Annotated in this window: 15 protein-coding genes; 9 read left to right on the forward strand and 6 right to left on the reverse strand. The window is 72.5% G+C overall.

Annotated features, from left to right (window positions below):
• Positions 1-14: 14 nt before the first annotated feature.
• Positions 15-977, forward strand: a complete 963-nt coding sequence (locus RIU97_RS35155; protein WP_376108129.1) for an electron transfer flavoprotein subunit alpha/FixB family protein — start codon at positions 15-17, stop codon at positions 975-977.
• Positions 978-1,151: 174 nt separating this feature from the next.
• On the forward strand, positions 1,152-2,450 hold the full coding sequence (locus RIU97_RS35160) for a DUF6986 family protein (protein ID WP_404961536.1): 1,299 nt from the start codon (positions 1,152-1,154) through the stop codon (positions 2,448-2,450).
• A gap of 162 nt (positions 2,451-2,612) precedes the next feature.
• Here the strand turns inward: RIU97_RS35160 and RIU97_RS35165 are convergent, their stop codons facing one another.
• Complete coding sequence (locus RIU97_RS35165) at positions 2,613-3,602, reverse strand: LacI family DNA-binding transcriptional regulator (RefSeq protein WP_404963052.1); 990 nt, start codon at positions 3,600-3,602, stop codon at positions 2,613-2,615.
• Positions 3,603-3,772: 170 nt separating this feature from the next.
• Between RIU97_RS35165 and RIU97_RS35170 the strand changes: the two genes are divergently transcribed.
• Complete coding sequence (locus RIU97_RS35170) at positions 3,773-4,828, forward strand: NUDIX domain-containing protein (RefSeq protein WP_404961537.1); 1,056 nt, start codon at positions 3,773-3,775, stop codon at positions 4,826-4,828.
• Positions 4,829-4,870: 42 nt separating this feature from the next.
• Here the strand turns inward: RIU97_RS35170 and RIU97_RS35175 are convergent, their stop codons facing one another.
• Complete coding sequence (locus RIU97_RS35175) at positions 4,871-5,569, reverse strand: MBL fold metallo-hydrolase (protein ID WP_404961538.1); 699 nt, start codon at positions 5,567-5,569, stop codon at positions 4,871-4,873.
• Between the two features lie 107 nt (positions 5,570-5,676).
• Positions 5,677-7,041 carry a dipeptidase gene (locus RIU97_RS35180; RefSeq protein ID WP_404961539.1) on the reverse strand — a complete coding sequence of 455 codons (1,365 nt, stop codon included), beginning with the start codon at positions 7,039-7,041 and terminating at the stop codon, positions 5,677-5,679.
• A 381-nt stretch (positions 7,042-7,422) separates the two neighbouring features.
• On the opposite strand from RIU97_RS35180, the gene RIU97_RS35185 reads away from it, so the two are divergent.
• On the forward strand, positions 7,423-8,625 hold the full coding sequence (locus RIU97_RS35185) for a geranylgeranyl reductase family protein (RefSeq protein WP_404963053.1): 1,203 nt from the start codon (positions 7,423-7,425) through the stop codon (positions 8,623-8,625).
• Positions 8,626-8,827: 202 nt separating this feature from the next.
• A complete protein-coding gene (locus RIU97_RS35190; protein WP_404961540.1) occupies positions 8,828-9,283 on the forward strand; it encodes a hypothetical protein in 456 nt (151 codons plus the stop codon).
• A 55-nt stretch (positions 9,284-9,338) separates the two neighbouring features.
• Here the strand turns inward: RIU97_RS35190 and RIU97_RS35195 are convergent, their stop codons facing one another.
• Positions 9,339-9,800: a nitroreductase/quinone reductase family protein gene (locus RIU97_RS35195; protein ID WP_404961541.1), complete on the reverse strand. Its 462-nt coding sequence runs from the start codon at positions 9,798-9,800 to the stop codon at positions 9,339-9,341.
• A 155-nt stretch (positions 9,801-9,955) separates the two neighbouring features.
• Here RIU97_RS35195 and RIU97_RS35200 point away from each other — a divergent pair, with 155 nt between their 5' ends.
• From RIU97_RS35200 to RIU97_RS35215, 4 genes are all read left to right on the forward strand, one after another.
• Positions 9,956-10,654 (forward strand): TetR/AcrR family transcriptional regulator, encoded by a 699-nt coding sequence (locus RIU97_RS35200; protein WP_404961542.1) that lies wholly within the window; start codon positions 9,956-9,958, stop codon positions 10,652-10,654.
• 162 nt (positions 10,655-10,816) lie between these two features.
• Positions 10,817-11,761 carry a spherulation-specific family 4 protein gene (locus RIU97_RS35205; protein WP_404961543.1) on the forward strand — a complete coding sequence of 315 codons (945 nt, stop codon included), beginning with the start codon at positions 10,817-10,819 and terminating at the stop codon, positions 11,759-11,761.
• 142 nt (positions 11,762-11,903) lie between these two features.
• Positions 11,904-12,410, forward strand: a complete 507-nt coding sequence (locus RIU97_RS35210) for a DinB family protein (protein ID WP_404961544.1) — start codon at positions 11,904-11,906, stop codon at positions 12,408-12,410.
• Between the two features lie 84 nt (positions 12,411-12,494).
• Positions 12,495-12,776, forward strand: coding sequence for a hypothetical protein (locus RIU97_RS35215; RefSeq protein WP_404961545.1), 282 nt, complete (start codon positions 12,495-12,497; stop codon positions 12,774-12,776).
• Between the two features lie 4 nt (positions 12,777-12,780).
• Here RIU97_RS35215 and RIU97_RS35220 read toward each other — a convergent pair whose 3' ends face one another.
• Together RIU97_RS35220 and RIU97_RS35225 are read right to left on the reverse strand one after the other, a co-directional pair.
• On the reverse strand, positions 12,781-13,032 hold the full coding sequence (locus RIU97_RS35220; protein ID WP_404961546.1) for a DUF6332 family protein: 252 nt from the start codon (positions 13,030-13,032) through the stop codon (positions 12,781-12,783).
• A 69-nt stretch (positions 13,033-13,101) separates the two neighbouring features.
• Entirely contained in the window at positions 13,102-13,845 is a 744-nt protein-coding gene (locus RIU97_RS35225) for a maleylpyruvate isomerase family mycothiol-dependent enzyme (protein WP_404961547.1), read from the reverse strand.
• Between the last annotated feature and the right edge of the window lie 9 nt (positions 13,846-13,854).

The raw sequence follows: 13,854 nt of genomic DNA on the forward strand, positions 1-13,854 counted from the left end.
AGGAGAGCAGTCCCATGGCTGAAGTTCTCGTCTACGTCGACCACGTGGACGGCGCCGTCCGCAAGCCCACCCTCGAGCTGCTGACGCTGGCCCGCCGCATCGGCGAGCCCGTCGCCGTCGCCCTGGGCGCCGGTGCCGACGCCACCGCCGCGGTGCTCGCCGAGCACGGCGCGGTGAAGGTCCTCACCGCCGACGCCCCCGAGTTCACCGAGTACCTCGTCGTACCGAAGGTGGACGCGCTCCAGGCCGCGTACGACGCCGTCTCCCCGGCCGCCGTGCTCGTCCCGTCCTCCGCCGAGGGCAAGGAGATCGCCGCGCGCCTGGCCGTCCGCATCGGCTCCGGCATCATCACCGACGCCATCGACCTGGAGGCGGGTGACGAGGGCCCGGTCGCGACGCAGTCCGCCTTCGCCGCGTCGTTCACCACCAAGTCCCGCGTCTCCAAGGGCACCCCGGTCATCACCGTGAAGCCGAACTCGGCCCCGGTCGAGGCCGCCCCGGCCGCCGGCACCGTCGAGGCGCTCGCCGTCACCTTCGGCGCCCTGGCCACCGGCACCAAGGTCACCGGCCGCACCCCGCGCGAGTCGACCGGCCGCCCCGAGCTGACCGAGGCCGCGATCGTGGTCTCCGGCGGCCGTGGCGTCAACGGTGCCGAGAACTTCCACATCATCGAGGACCTCGCGGACTCCCTCGGTGCGGCCGTCGGCGCCTCGCGTGCCGCCGTCGACGCCGGCTGGTACCCGCACTCCAACCAGGTCGGCCAGACCGGCAAGTCGGTCTCCCCGCAGCTCTACATCGCCTCCGGCATCTCGGGCGCGATCCAGCACCGGGCCGGCATGCAGACCTCGAAGACCATCGTCGCCATCAACAAGGACGCCGAGGCCCCGATCTTCGACCTCGTCGACTACGGCGTGGTCGGCGACCTCTTCGCGGTCGTCCCGCAGCTGACCGACGAGATCAAGGCGCGCAAGGGCTGACCTGCGCTTCTGCTCGTAGCTTCACTTCTCCGGGGCCGTGTGGTGTTTCTCACCGCACGGCCCCGAGTCGTTCGTCCCACGCGTCGGAGGGACCATTGACGGAGCGGAACCCCGTGACTAAATTCTGCTATGCGGATCTAAGCTTCCGTAAAGCGGAAAAGAGGAGAGTGCACGATGGGTCAGCAGGAGAAGGTGGCGACGAGCCTCGCAGGCGCGGTCAGCGAGGGCATCAGCGCCTCCCTCGCGCCGGTGGACGCGGAGCTCGCGCGCCACTACCCGGGCGACCCCGGCACCCGTCAGCCCATCCACACGGTCTACGTACCCGGTGACGTCTTCGCCGCGGACACCATCCGCTCGTGGGGCGACCAGGCCCTCGCCGCGCTCGACGAGCACGCCCCGGACGCCGCCACCTTCGCCAAGGTGCTCGGCATCTCCGACGAGCTGGCCGTACCGGTCTACGACCGCGTGCGCGCCAAGCTGCGGCGCGAGCCCATCGAGGACCTCCGCGTCGACTTCGAGGACGGCTTCGGCGTCCGCTCCGACGAGGAGGAGGACCAGGCAGCGGCCCGCGCGGCCCGCCTGATCTCCGAGGCGTACTCCAACGGCACCAACGCCCCCTACATGGGCATCCGCATGAAGTGCATGGAGTCCAACGTCCGCGACCGCGGCATCCGCACCACCGACGTCTTCCTCTCCGGCCTGCTCGCGCACGGCGGCCTGCCGGACAACCTGGTCCTGACCCTCCCCAAGGTCACGTACGCCGAGCAGGTCACCGCCTTCGTCAAGCTGCTGGAGGCCTTCGAGACCTCCCGCGGTCTGCGCCGGGGCCGGATCGGCTTCGAGATCCAGATCGAGACCAGCCAGTCGATCCTGGCCTCCGACGGCACCGCCACCGTGGCCCGCATGATCGAGGCCTCCCAGGGCCGCGCCACCGGCCTGCACTACGGCACCTTCGACTACAGCGCCTGCGTCGGCGTCTCGGCCGCCTACCAGGCCAGCGACCACCCCGCCGCCGACCACGCCAAGGCGATCATGCAGGTCGCGGCCGCCGGCACCGGCGTACGCGTCTCCGACGGTTCGACGAACGTCCTGCCCATCGGCACCACCGAGAAGGTCCACGAGGCCTGGAAGCTGCACTACGGCCTCACCCGCCGCGCCCTGGCCCGCGCCTACTACCAGGGCTGGGACATGCACCCCGGCCACCTGCCGACCCGCTACGCGGCCGTCTTCACCTTCTACCGGGAGGGCCTGGAGACCGCGGCGGCCCGCCTCAAGGCGTACGTGGCCAAGATCGAGGGCGACGTGATGGACGAGCCCGCCACGGCGAAGGCCCTGGCCGGCTACCTGGTCCGCGGCCTCGACTGCGGCGCGGTGGGAGCCGAGGAGGTCACCGCCCTGACCGGCCTGACCCGCGCGGAACTGGACGCCTTCGCCATCCCCCGCCGCTCAGCCACCCTGACGGCGACCGCCTGACCCTGCCGGCGTGAGCGGCCCGGCCCCGGTCCACCGGGGCCGGGCCGTTTCGGGTGCGCCAGGGGCCCAGCCGCGGGGAGTCGTGCGGCGGAACCCTCGTCTCCCGGCCGTACTCGTCGTACGCGTACGGGATCCGCACCACCGTTCCCGTCCTGCGGACGCTCATCCGCTGAACGGCGGGAGTTCGCCCGAGCCGCGGGGGATCAGGCGGGTCGGGAGTTCGGTGCGGGTCGTCGGGAGGGCGGCGCCCGACAGGCGCTGGAAGAGGCGGTCCGTGGCCACTCGGCCGAGGGTCGCCGGGTCCTGGGCGACCACCGTGACGCCGGGGCGGAGCAGGTCGGCCAGTTCGAAGTCGTCGAAGCCGACCAGGGCCACCGGGTGCTCCTGGGCCGCGAGGACCCGTACCACCGTGACCGTCACGCGGTTGTTGCCCGCGAAGACGGCGGTGACCGGGTCCCGGCCCGTGAGCATCGACCTCGTCGCCGCCGCCACCCGGCCGGGTTCGGTGGAGCCGAGGGAGACCCAGGCTTCGGCCACCGGCAGGCCCGCGTCGGCCATGGCGGCGCGGTAGCCGCGCAGGCGCTCCGCCGCCGTGTGGATGCGGGGGTGGTCGCCGATGAAGCCGATCCGGCGGTGGCCGCCCGCGATCAGGTGGGCCACTCCGCCGCGGGCGCCGCCGAAGCTGTCCGAGAGCACGACGTCCGCGTCGATCCGCCCGGCCGGCCGGTCCACGAACACCGTGGCCACACCGGCCCGCATCTCCGGCTCCAGGTAGCGGTGGTCGTCCCCGGCCGGGATCACGATGAGGCCGTCCACCCGGCGGGCGCACAGCGCGAGCGCCAACTCCCGCTCGCGGTCCGGGTCCTCGGCGCTGGAGCCGTTGATGAGGAGGGCCCCGTGCGAGCGGGCCACCTCTTCCACGGCCCGGTTCAGCGGGCCGTAGAAGGGGTCGGCGAGGTCCTCCAGGATCAGGCCGACGGTGGCGGTACGGCCCTTGCGCAGGACGCGCGCGCTGTCGTTGCGGCGGAACCCCAGGGCGTCGATGGCCTCTTGGACCCGCTTCTCTGTCTCGGGGGTGACGCCCGGTTCTCCGTTGACCACCCGTGACACCGTCTTCAGGCCGACGCCCGCCTGGGCCGCCACGTCCTTCATGGTCGGCCGGTTGCCGTAGCGGGGATCGGACGGGCGGCGGTTGTGGGGCACGGTCGTGAATCCTCCGGAGTCTCGGGCAGGGCTGTGACCTTGAGGATAAGCACTCGGCCGATAGTGAGGTTTCCGTGGCAGGCTGGTGCGGGCAAGCCACTGGGGGCTCCGGACGAGCCATGGGGAGAGGGGTAGACGTGATTGTCTGGATCAACGGCACATTCAGTGCCGGAAAGACCAGCACGGCCCGCGAACTGGCCGGAATCCTGCCGGACAGCACCCTGTTCGACCCGGAGTTCATCGGCGACGCGCTGCGCGTGCTGCTGCCGGCCAAACGGCTGGCGGAGGTCACCGACTACCAGGACCTGCCGAGCTGGCGGCGGCTGGTGGTGGACACGGCGGCGGCGATGCTCGCGGAGCTGGGCGGGGTGCTCGTCGTACCGATGACGCTGCTGTGCCAGGAGTACCGGGACGAGATCTTCGGCGGGCTCGCGGCGCGCCGGATAGCGGTGCGGCACGTGCTGCTGGCCCCCGCGGAAACGATCCTGCGTGAGCGGATCGCGACCCGCGAGGAGCCGGGGGAGCCGGACGAGGTCGCCCTCCGGGTCCGCCAGTGGGCCTACGACCACATTCCCGTCTACCAGCAGGCCCTCGGCTGGCTCACGGGTGACGCGCACGTCATCGACAACAGCAGCCTGACCCCGCGCGAGACGGCGCAGCGCATCGCCGAGGCCGTCCGCTCCGAGACGGCCCCGGTCTGCGACATCGTGCAGACCCCGGAGCCCACGCGGGAGACGGTGGCGGCCGGGGTGCTGCTCTTCGACGAGCAGGACCGGGTGCTCCTGGTGGATCCGACGTACAAGGCCGGCTGGGAGTTCCCGGGCGGCGTCGTCGAAGCGGGCGAGGCACCCGCGTGCGGGGGCGTACGGGAGGTCGCGGAGGAACTGGGCCTCGTACTGGACCGGGCGCCCGGCCTGCTCGTGGTCGACTGGGAGCCCCCGCAGCCCCCCGGCTACGGGGGACTGCGCCTGCTCTTCGACGGCGGCCGCCTCTCCCCGGAGGCGACGGCCCGGCTCCGCCTTCCGGGCCCGGAACTGCGAGCCTGGCGCTTCGTCACGGAGGCCGAGGCCGCGAGCCTCCTCCCGCCGCACCGTCACGAACGCCTGCGCTGGGCCCTGCGCGCCCGCGAACGCGGCCGCCCCCTCTACCTGGAGGCGGGCACCCCGGTCGGCTGAGCCCGGCGACGGGCGGTCGCCCGAGGACGGGAAGGCGAGCCGTCAGGCGGGGGTTCCGGCGGCCACCTTGACCAGCGCGGCCGCCGTGTCCGCCGTCAGGGGATCGCCGTGGCCGAAGCAGGCGATCGACGGGGAGAGCCCCGCCAGGCGGTGGAAGGAGTCGATCGCCCGGCCCCGGTCCACGTTGAAGACGCCCAGCATCAGCGGGCCGACGGCGGCGATGCAGTCGCCGGCGAACAGCACGCCGTGGCGCGGGAGGTGGATCCCGATGCTGCCGTCCGTGTGGCCCGGCGCGTGGACGACGTAGGCCCCGTCCCCGAAGCCCAGCGCGTCCCCGTCCTCCAGCTCCCGGTCGACCGGGGTGGGCGGGGCCTCGGGGACGGCGGTCAGGGCGTGCGCGTACAGCGGGATCTCCCAGTCGAGCAGCACCGGTTCGGGAACGGGCCGCTCTCCCCGGATCACCGGCGCGTCCAGGCGGTGCGCGAGCACCTGCGCGCCCCAGCGGGCGGCGAGCTCACCGGCCGCTCCGATGTGGTCGCCGTGGCAGTGGGTGAGGACGATCCGCTCCAGCCGCTCGGGCAGCAACCCGAGGGAACGTATCGCCCCCTCGATCTCCGCGACGGACTCGCTGTTGCCTGCGTCGACCAGGGTGAGGGCTTCACCGTCCTGCCAGAGGTACGCCTGGCCGATGGGGAAGCGGAGCATGTGGAGCCGGTCCGGAAGCACTTCTACAAGATCCATGCGTCGACCGTAGGTACGGCCGGCCCGCTCGCACAGGCGACTTCGCCGGGAGCGGAGTACGCCCAGGGCGCACTGCGCCCTGGGCGTACACGCACCCCGTACGGGGGTCAGGCGCGCTTGGACTCCGCGTAGTTGACGAGGAAGAGGGCCTCCGCCACCGACAGGCGCTCCAGCTCCTGCGGCGACACGCTCTCGTTGACCGCGTGGATCTGCGCCTCGGGCTCGCTCAGCCCGATCAGCAGCATCTCCGCCTGCGGGTACAGGGACGTCAGCGTGTTGCACAGCGGGATCGACCCGCCCATGCCGCTGATCTGCATCTCCTGGCCCGGGTACGCGGCCTCCAGCGCCGACCGCATCGACGCGTACGCCGGGCTGTCGGTGTCCGCCTGGAACGGCTGGCCCTGGCCGACCACCTCGAGTTCGAGGCGCGCCTTCCACGGAGTGTGCGCCTCCAGGTGGGCCTGCAGCAGCTTGACGGCCTCGGCGGTGTCCACGCCCGGCGGCACGCGCAGGCTGATCAGCGCGCCGGCGCTCGCGTGCACCGAGGGCGTCGCGCCGACCACCGGCGGGCAGTCGATGCCGAGCACCGTCACGGCCGGGCGGGCCCACAGCCGGTCCGCGACCGTGCCCTCGCCGATCAGCTCGACCCCGTCGAGGACCTTCGCGTCGGCACGGAAGTCCGCCTCCGGGTACTGCAGGCCGTCCCACACCTCGTCCGAGGCGAGCCCGTCCACCGTCGTCGAACCGTCCGCGGCGCGCAGCGAGTCGAGTACGCGGATCAGCGCGGCCAGCGCGTCCGGGGCGGCGCCGCCGAACATGCCGGAGTGCAGGTTGCCGCCCAGCGTGTCGATCTTCACCTTGAGCAGGCACATGCCGCGCAGCGTGGCCGTCACCGTCGGGAGGCCGAGGCGGAAGTTGCCCGCGTCACCGATGACGATGGTGTCGGCGGTCAGCAGCTCCGGGTGCGCCTCGGCGTACTGCTGGAGGCCACCGGTGCCCTGCTCCTCGGAGCCCTCGACGATCATCTTCACGGCCACCGGGACACCGCCGTTGGCCTTCAGCGCGCGCAGCGCCAGCAGGTGCATGATGAACCCGCCCTTGCAGTCGGCCGAACCGCGCCCGTACCAGCGGCCGTCGCGCTCGGTCAGCTCGAAGGCGGGGGAGATCCAGGCCGCGTCGTCCAGCGGCGGCTGGACGTCGTAGTGCGCGTACAGCAGAACGGTCGGCGCGCCCTCGGGGCCGGGCAGGAAGCCGTACACGGACTGGGTGCCGTCCGGGGTGTCGAGCAGCGCCACGTCCTGGAAACCCTCGACGCGCAGGGCGTCGGCCACCCAGTTCGCGGCGGCCTCGCTCTCGCTCTTGGGGAACTGCGCCCAGTCCGCCACCGACTGGAAGGCCACCAGCTCGGTCAGCTCCCGCTTGGCGCGGGGCATCAGCGAGGCGATGGTCTCGGCGATCGGATTCTGGGACATGGGCACGCTCCTTTTGGGTGCGACGTTGTTCTCCGTGTACGCCGCCCGCATCCGCGGGGTGTGCGTATGCCGGGTACGGCGAAATAGACAGTCCCGATCCTCGCACAGCGGGGCGGGGCGTCGTCTCGCCGTAGGATTTCCCCGGCATCGGAGCAACCGGGTGATCAGGAGCGGCAACACATCGTGAGCAGCGACGACGACGTACGCGACGCAGGGGCGGGCGCAGGCGAGGACGCGGGCGTGGGCGCAGACGCAGGCCCGGGCCCGGGCGAGGGCGCAGACGCAGGCGTGGACGTGGGGCAGGCCGTCCGGGCGGCGGCCGACGAGGCGGCCGACGAGGCGGCCGACGAGGAGACCGGGGGGAGCGGCGGGACCGGCGAAGTGTGGGACGTGGTCGTGGTCGGGGCCGGACCGGCCGGATCCTCTGCGGCGTACGCGGCGGCGACGGCCGGCCGGCGCGTCCTGCTGCTGGAGAAGGCCGAACTGCCGCGCTACAAGACCTGCGGCGGCGGCATCATCGGCCCTTCGCGCGACGCCCTGCCCCCGGGCTTCGTACTGCCCTTCAAGGACCGCATCCACGCGGTCACCTTTTCGATGGACGGGAAGCTGACCCGCACCCGGCGCTCGAAGCAGATGCTGTTCGGGCTCATCAACCGGGCGGAGTTCGACGCCGGCCTGGTCGCCGCCGCCGAGAAGGCCGGCGCCACCGTCCGTACGGGCACGGCCGTGGCCCGCGTCGAACAGCACGGCACGGCCGTGCCCGACCGGCGCACCGTCGCCGTGGTGCTCGCCGACGGGGAGACCGTCCTGGCCCGCGCGGTGGTCGGCGCGGACGGCAGCGCGAGCCGGATCGGCGCGCACGTCGGCGTCGAGATGGACCAGGTGGACCTCGGCCTGGAGGCGGAGATCCCCGTACCCGCGACGGTCGCGGAGGACTGGAAGGGACGGGTGCTGATCGACTGGGGCCCGCTGCCCGGCAGTTACGGCTGGGTCTTCCCCAAGGGCGAGAACCTCACCGTCGGGGTCATCTCGGCCAAGGGCGAGGGCGCCGCGACCAAGCGCTACCTGGACGACTTCATCGCCCGGCTCGGTCTCGCCGGCTTCGAACCGGCCGTCTCCTCCGGGCACCTGACCCGCTGCCGCAAGCCCGATTCGCCGCTCTCGCGCGGCCGGGTCCTGGTGGCGGGCGACGCGGCCGGACTGCTGGAGCCGTGGACCCGGGAGGGCATCTCCTTCGCGCTGCGTTCGGGGCGGCTGGCGGGGGAGTGGGCGGTGAAGATCTCCGAGGCGCAGGACGCTGTGGACGCGCGCCGACAGGCCCTCAACTACGCCTTCGCGGTGAAGGCCGGGCTGGGCGTCGAGATGGGCGTCGGCAAGCGGATGCTGACCGTCTTCGAGGCCCGGCCGCGGATGCTGCACGCGGCGCTCACCGGCTTCCGTCCGGCGTGGCGGGCCTTCGCCCGCATCACGCGGGGCTCGACGACCCTGGCCGACCTGGTGCGTACGGTCCCGCTGGCCCGCAAGGCGCTGCACATGCTGGACGCCAGGCAGGCGGCGGCGGCCCGGAGGGGCGGGCAGGGCTAAGTCGTCTCTTTTGGATCTTGTCGGTCAAGCCCGCGTCGTCTGGTGCCGTGCATCGCAAGGCGGAGGGGCGCCCGAGTACTGGACGTACTTGGGTGCCCCGACAACGCGGCGAGGTGCGGTGCCTGGGGGTACCTCCCAGTGGTAGCTGGGGGAGCGGCGCGGGTCAGGCGAGATCCGAAAGAGACGGCCTAGGAAGGGGGCGGTGGGCCGGGGCGCGGGCGTGGGCGCGGGTGGTGCTCAGAGCGCTGGGGGTGCGGGCGGCCCGGACTGGTGGGGCGGTCTGAACCTGAACGAGGTGGAGCGGCCCGAGCAGGTCCTCGCCGCCTTCGAAAGAGGCGAGCGGTCCGTCGGTGTGGCGGTGATCGCGCTGGCCCTCAACCACCCCGACCCCGCGGCCGTGCTGCCCGTGGTCGCCAGGGCGCTGGAGTCGGCGGACCGGGAGGTCCGCCGGCAGGGAGTGGTGGCCCTGGCCCATGTGGCGCGGCTCCACCGCACGGTGGACCGGCGCTGTCTGGACCTGCTGCGCCGCTGCCCCTGCGGCAACGAGGCCGACGACGACCTGTGGTCCTTCGTGCCGCACCGGGGGCTGCCGCTCTGGCTGTGGCGGCACCACCTGTGGGAACGGCTGGTCGAGCGGCTGCGCAGGCCGTTCGGCTGAGCGGTCTCGCGGCCGTCGCGGGTGTCGTGACGGTCGCCGAGGCGAGTCCGCGGGGTCAGTTCGACACCGTGATCCGGAAGACCGGGTGGTCGGCGGCGGCTGCCTGGATCTCCGCGTCGGAGGACTTCGCAGAGACGCCCTGGAAGAACCGGTCGACCTCCCAGCCCCACTTCTCCAGGTAGGTGCGCAGGACGGCGGCCTGCTGGACCGGGTCGGTCAGCTCGGTGGCGGTGAACGTCCGCACCTTGCGCCCCACGCGCAGCTCGCCTCCGCCCGCGACCCGCATGTTGCGGACCCACTGGGAGTGGCCGCGGGCCGAGACCAGGTACTGGGCGCCCTCGTACGTGTGCGGGTTGACCGGGATCCGCTGCATCTTGCCGGACTTGCGCCCGCGCACCGACATCTCCGCACTGCCGGCCAGGCTGATGCCGAAGCGGGCCAGCTTGCCGAAGAACGAGTTGAAGCGGGTGGCGAGCGGGCCGGCCTGGACGTAGTACGGGTTGGGCTTCGCGTTCATGGTGACCTCCGGGGCCGTTTTCCACTGAGAGAGCACTGCTCTCGCTTGAGAGCAGTGTGCACGGATCGATGCACCAAAGCAAGAGCAGTGCTCTCGAAATGGAGCAGGAGTCCGCTTTCTGGGCGGTGCTCCAGATGCGTGGCACACTGACCCGCATGAACACCGTGCGAGGGGCCAGGGAACGAGCCCGCATCGAGGTCACCGCCGCCATCAAGGACGAGGCGCGCCGCATGCTCGCGGCCGAGGGCGCCGCAAAACTCTCCCTGCGCGCCGTGGCCCGCGAGCTGGGCATGGTCTCCTCCGCCCTCTACCGCTACTTCCCCAGCCGCGACGAGCTGCTCACCGCGCTGATCATCGATGCGTACGACAGCATCGGCGCCGCCGCCGAGGAGGCCGACGCCCGCGCCCTCGCCGCCGGGTCCCCGCCCCGCACCCGCTGGATCGCGGTCTGCGAGGCCGTCCGCGCCTGGGCCTTGGAGCACCCGCACGAGTACGCCCTCATCTACGGTTCGCCGGTGCCCGGCTACAGCGCCCCCGTGGACACCATCGGCCCCGCCTCCCGGGTCGGCAACTCCTTCATCGGCATCCTCCGCGCCGCCTACGAGGGCCGCGGTCTCGCCCTCCCGCCGCTGCCGCCGGCCCTGCGTCCCGAGGCCGACCGGATGACCGCCGACTTCGCCGACGGCCTGCCCCCGCAGGTCACGGCCGCCCTGGTCGCCGCCTGGGCGCAACTGGTCGGGCTCGTCTCCTTCGAACTGTTCGGCCAGTTCAACCGCGTCGTCGAGGACCGCGCCGCCTTCTTCGCGCACGCCGCCGCCCAACTGGCGCACGGCGTAGGCCTGCCCGCCGTATGACGGGAGGGCCGGCAGCGGGGGGTCTCTGCCGGAGATTCACATGATGAGGCGATGGCTCGCTCTTCTGTTCCTCATACCAATGCGGGCGGTTCAGCCTTGAACGATGGGCCGCCCGTCTAGTGTTCCTCGGGTCGCCCCCCTGCCGCCGCCGGAGGAACGTTCATGCCTCGCGCCGTAAAGGCCTTGTACGCCGCCCTGGCCGTCCTCTTACTGGCCGCGCCGGCACCGGCCGTCACCGCGTCGGCGCGCGACGCGCCCGCAGCCGCCGCCCCGACGCCCACCCCGCCCCCCATGCCCCGGATGCCCGGCGTGCGGGGTCTGGAGATCGGCGTCCCCGCGTACGTCTGGGCGAACGACCGCATGCTGACCGACCTCACCGCCACCGGTCCGGCCGCCTCCGTGGTCGTCCTGAACCCGGGCAACGGCGACTCCCCGTTCGACGCCCCCTGGCGGGCCCGCGCCGACGCGCTGCGCAAACGCACCACCTCCACCGGCGAGAAGACCAAGGTGCTCGGCTACGTCCACACCGACCACGGCAGCCGCGACATCGCCGACGTCAAGGCCTCCGTCGACAACTACCTCAAGACCCCCGACGGCCGCCTCCACGTCGACGGCATCTTCTTCGACGTGGTCAGCCGCGACTGCGGCCCGGCCAACGCCACCCGCGACCACTACGCGGAACTGCGCCGCTACGTCCAGGACACGATGAACGCAGCCGACCCGGCCGCCCCCGACCTCGTCGTCAACAACCCCGGCACCGCCATAGCCGACTGCTACCTGGAGCCGGCCCGCCGCACCGCGGACATCTTCGTCACGTTCGAGGACACGTACGCCGCGTACACCGGCTCCGGCTGGCTCGGCGGCAACGTCTTCGACCCCCTCTCCGGCTACCGTTCCGGCGCCGAACTCGACTCGAGCGGCACGGCGTTCTGGCACCTGGTCCACGACGTCCCGGACGCCGGGGCGATGCGCGCCACCCTGAGCACGGCCTTCGACCGCGGCGCGGGCTACGCGTACGCGACCAGCACGGTCATGCCCAACCCCTGGAACGCGGGCCCGACATGGAAGTACCGCGCCCAGACCACCTACGCGGCCACCCTCGGCTAGGCCCATCCGGCGGATCATGCCGGCCGGCCCGCCGGCGCTGAATCGCTTGAGCGACCCGCCGGACATGGAGCTGGGTGGAGCAGGTTGAGCCCGTCGCCACATACCTGGACATCGGTCCCGGTGTTCGGGGACGCTTCGGGCGATGACAAGAATCGACGACACGCCGCCCGCGTGGGACGAGCGCACCCAGCTCACCACGTTTCTCGACTACACACGTGACACCGCCCGCGCCAAGTGCGACGGCGTCTCCGCAGAGAACGCCCGCAAGGCGCTCCTGCCGGGCTCACCGCTGATGACCATGAGCGGAGTGATCAACCACCTCCGCTGGGTCGAGTACTACTGGTTCCAGGTGGTCTTCCTCGGCGAGGAAGACCGGGGCCCCTGGACCGAGGAGGACCCCGACCGCGAGATGCGTATCGCCGTCGACTTCCCGCTCACGCAGCTGCTCGACGAATACGCCGAACAGAGCGCCCGCTACCGCGAACTGGTCGCCGGGAACGGCCTGGACGTCCGGGCCAAGCGAGCCGTCCGCGAGCGCCTCCACGTCGACCTGCGCTGGATCCTCCTCCACCTCACCGAGGAGACAGCCCGCCACAACGGCCACCTGGACATCCTGCGCGAGATGCTCGACGGCACGACCGGCGGCTAGAGCCGGCGGAGATCATGGAGCGGCGGTCAGGCCGCCCGGAGATATTCGGCGGCGGAGCTCGTCGTCGGGTGGCAGTCTGGCCCGATGCCTACCTGGACTCCGTCGGCGGTGCTGTTCGACAACTTGCGGTACCTGCTCAACGAGTGGGATCCGATCGGCGTCGCCGATCTGTCGCAGGACGAATACGACTGCATGCTCGTCCCCTTGTTCCAGCGCCTCCACCGCGGCGCCACCCGGGCGGAGATCGGTGAGTTCCTCTGGTACGAACTGGAGGACCACTTCGGTCTGGACCCCGTCGGCCACCGGACCGATGCGATGGCCGACCGGCTGGTCGCCTGGTGGGCCGCGGTGGGCCCGGCGGCCTAGCGGTTCAGCGGCCGTCGTTCTCCGGGCGGCGGGCGAAGCGCCACAGGATGTGGGTGATCCGGAGGAGGAACACCGCGCCCGCCACGATTTTTCCGGCCACCGCCAGGGCGCGGCCGGCTGCGGGGGGCAGCGAGAACGCCAGTGCGGGCCCGTACACCGCGCCGAAGGTGAGGGCGGCCGCGAAGCAGGCGCTGACGAAGGCGTAGGCGATCTCGATCGTGATCGCGTCACGGTCCGCCTGAGTGCGTTGCTCCATGCGTGCAGTGTCACAGTGCGCACTGCCCGTCACAAGGAGGCCTACGCCGCGCCGCTCCCGCCGCCCGGTTCAGATCCCGGCCGTCTCGCTCCACAGCCGGGCCAGCGCCAGGTCGCCCGTCACTCCCGGACCCGCCAGCGGGAGCCGGTTCCACAGGGCCGCGTAGAGCCAGGCCGCCTCCCCGGTCAGTTCGCAGTCGGCCGCCTCGCCCGTGTCACCCCGTACCGTCCGGGCCGGCTCCGGCGACAGCCGCACGGTCCACACCGCGCCCGTGTCGGCGGCCCGGACCCGTACCACCCGGGGCTCCGGCGTACGCACCCGGCTGCGCGGCCGCGCGTGGAAGCCGGTCAGCAGCTCGTCCACCCCGTCCTCCGCGAACTCCGGTTCCAGCGGGGAGAACGCCACACCCCGCGCGGCCTCCGCGTCCATCCGGTGCACGGTCGTCTCGTGGGCCTGCCGCCGCGCCCAGAACGCCAGCGGTGACGGCGGGGCCGTCGGGAGGAAGGTCCAGCACTGCACGTCGGCCGGGGCCTCGGCCAGGGTGCGCACCAGGTCCGCGTGGCCCTGCCGGAACCACGCCAGCAGTTCGCCGTCGGCCAGTTCCGGGGCGTCCGGGAAGCCGACCGGCTCCAGCCGCCGCTCCGCGACGTACCCGGCCGCCCAGCGGTGCACCGACCCGGTGTGGCGCAGCAGATCGGTGACGTGCCAGCCCGGACAGGTGGGGACCGGGGCGTCCGTACCGGCCTGTTCGGCCACGTCGGCGAGCAGCTCGCCTTCTCGTGCGAGCGTCTTCACAAGTTCGGTGATCTCCATACCGGGAGT

It is taken from the genome of Streptomyces sp. 147326 (assembly GCF_045000215.1).
In the GTDB taxonomy this organism is placed as follows: Bacteria; Actinomycetota; Actinomycetes; order Streptomycetales; family Streptomycetaceae; genus Streptomyces.

Coding starts and splice junctions, on each gene's coding strand:
- RIU97_RS35205 (WP_404961543.1), top strand. CDS start 10,817: ATGCCTCGCGCCGTAAAGGCCTTGTACGCCGCCCTGGCCGTCCTCTTA.
- RIU97_RS35220 (WP_404961546.1), bottom strand. CDS start 13,032: ATGGAGCAACGCACTCAGGCGGACCGTGACGCGATCACGATCGAGATC.
- RIU97_RS35200 (WP_404961542.1), top strand. CDS start 9,956: ATGAACACCGTGCGAGGGGCCAGGGAACGAGCCCGCATCGAGGTCACC.
- RIU97_RS35175 (WP_404961538.1), bottom strand. CDS start 5,569: ATGGATCTTGTAGAAGTGCTTCCGGACCGGCTCCACATGCTCCGCTTC.
- RIU97_RS35155 (WP_376108129.1), top strand. CDS start 15: ATGGCTGAAGTTCTCGTCTACGTCGACCACGTGGACGGCGCCGTCCGC.
- RIU97_RS35160 (WP_404961536.1), top strand. CDS start 1,152: ATGGGTCAGCAGGAGAAGGTGGCGACGAGCCTCGCAGGCGCGGTCAGC.
- RIU97_RS35170 (WP_404961537.1), top strand. CDS start 3,773: ATGGGGAGAGGGGTAGACGTGATTGTCTGGATCAACGGCACATTCAGT.
- RIU97_RS35215 (WP_404961545.1), top strand. CDS start 12,495: ATGCCTACCTGGACTCCGTCGGCGGTGCTGTTCGACAACTTGCGGTAC.
- RIU97_RS35195 (WP_404961541.1), bottom strand. CDS start 9,800: ATGAACGCGAAGCCCAACCCGTACTACGTCCAGGCCGGCCCGCTCGCC.
- RIU97_RS35210 (WP_404961544.1), top strand. CDS start 11,904: ATGACAAGAATCGACGACACGCCGCCCGCGTGGGACGAGCGCACCCAG.
- RIU97_RS35165 (WP_404963052.1), bottom strand. CDS start 3,602: ATGAAGGACGTGGCGGCCCAGGCGGGCGTCGGCCTGAAGACGGTGTCA.
- RIU97_RS35180 (WP_404961539.1), bottom strand. CDS start 7,041: ATGTCCCAGAATCCGATCGCCGAGACCATCGCCTCGCTGATGCCCCGC.
- RIU97_RS35225 (WP_404961547.1), bottom strand. CDS start 13,845: ATGGAGATCACCGAACTTGTGAAGACGCTCGCACGAGAAGGCGAGCTG.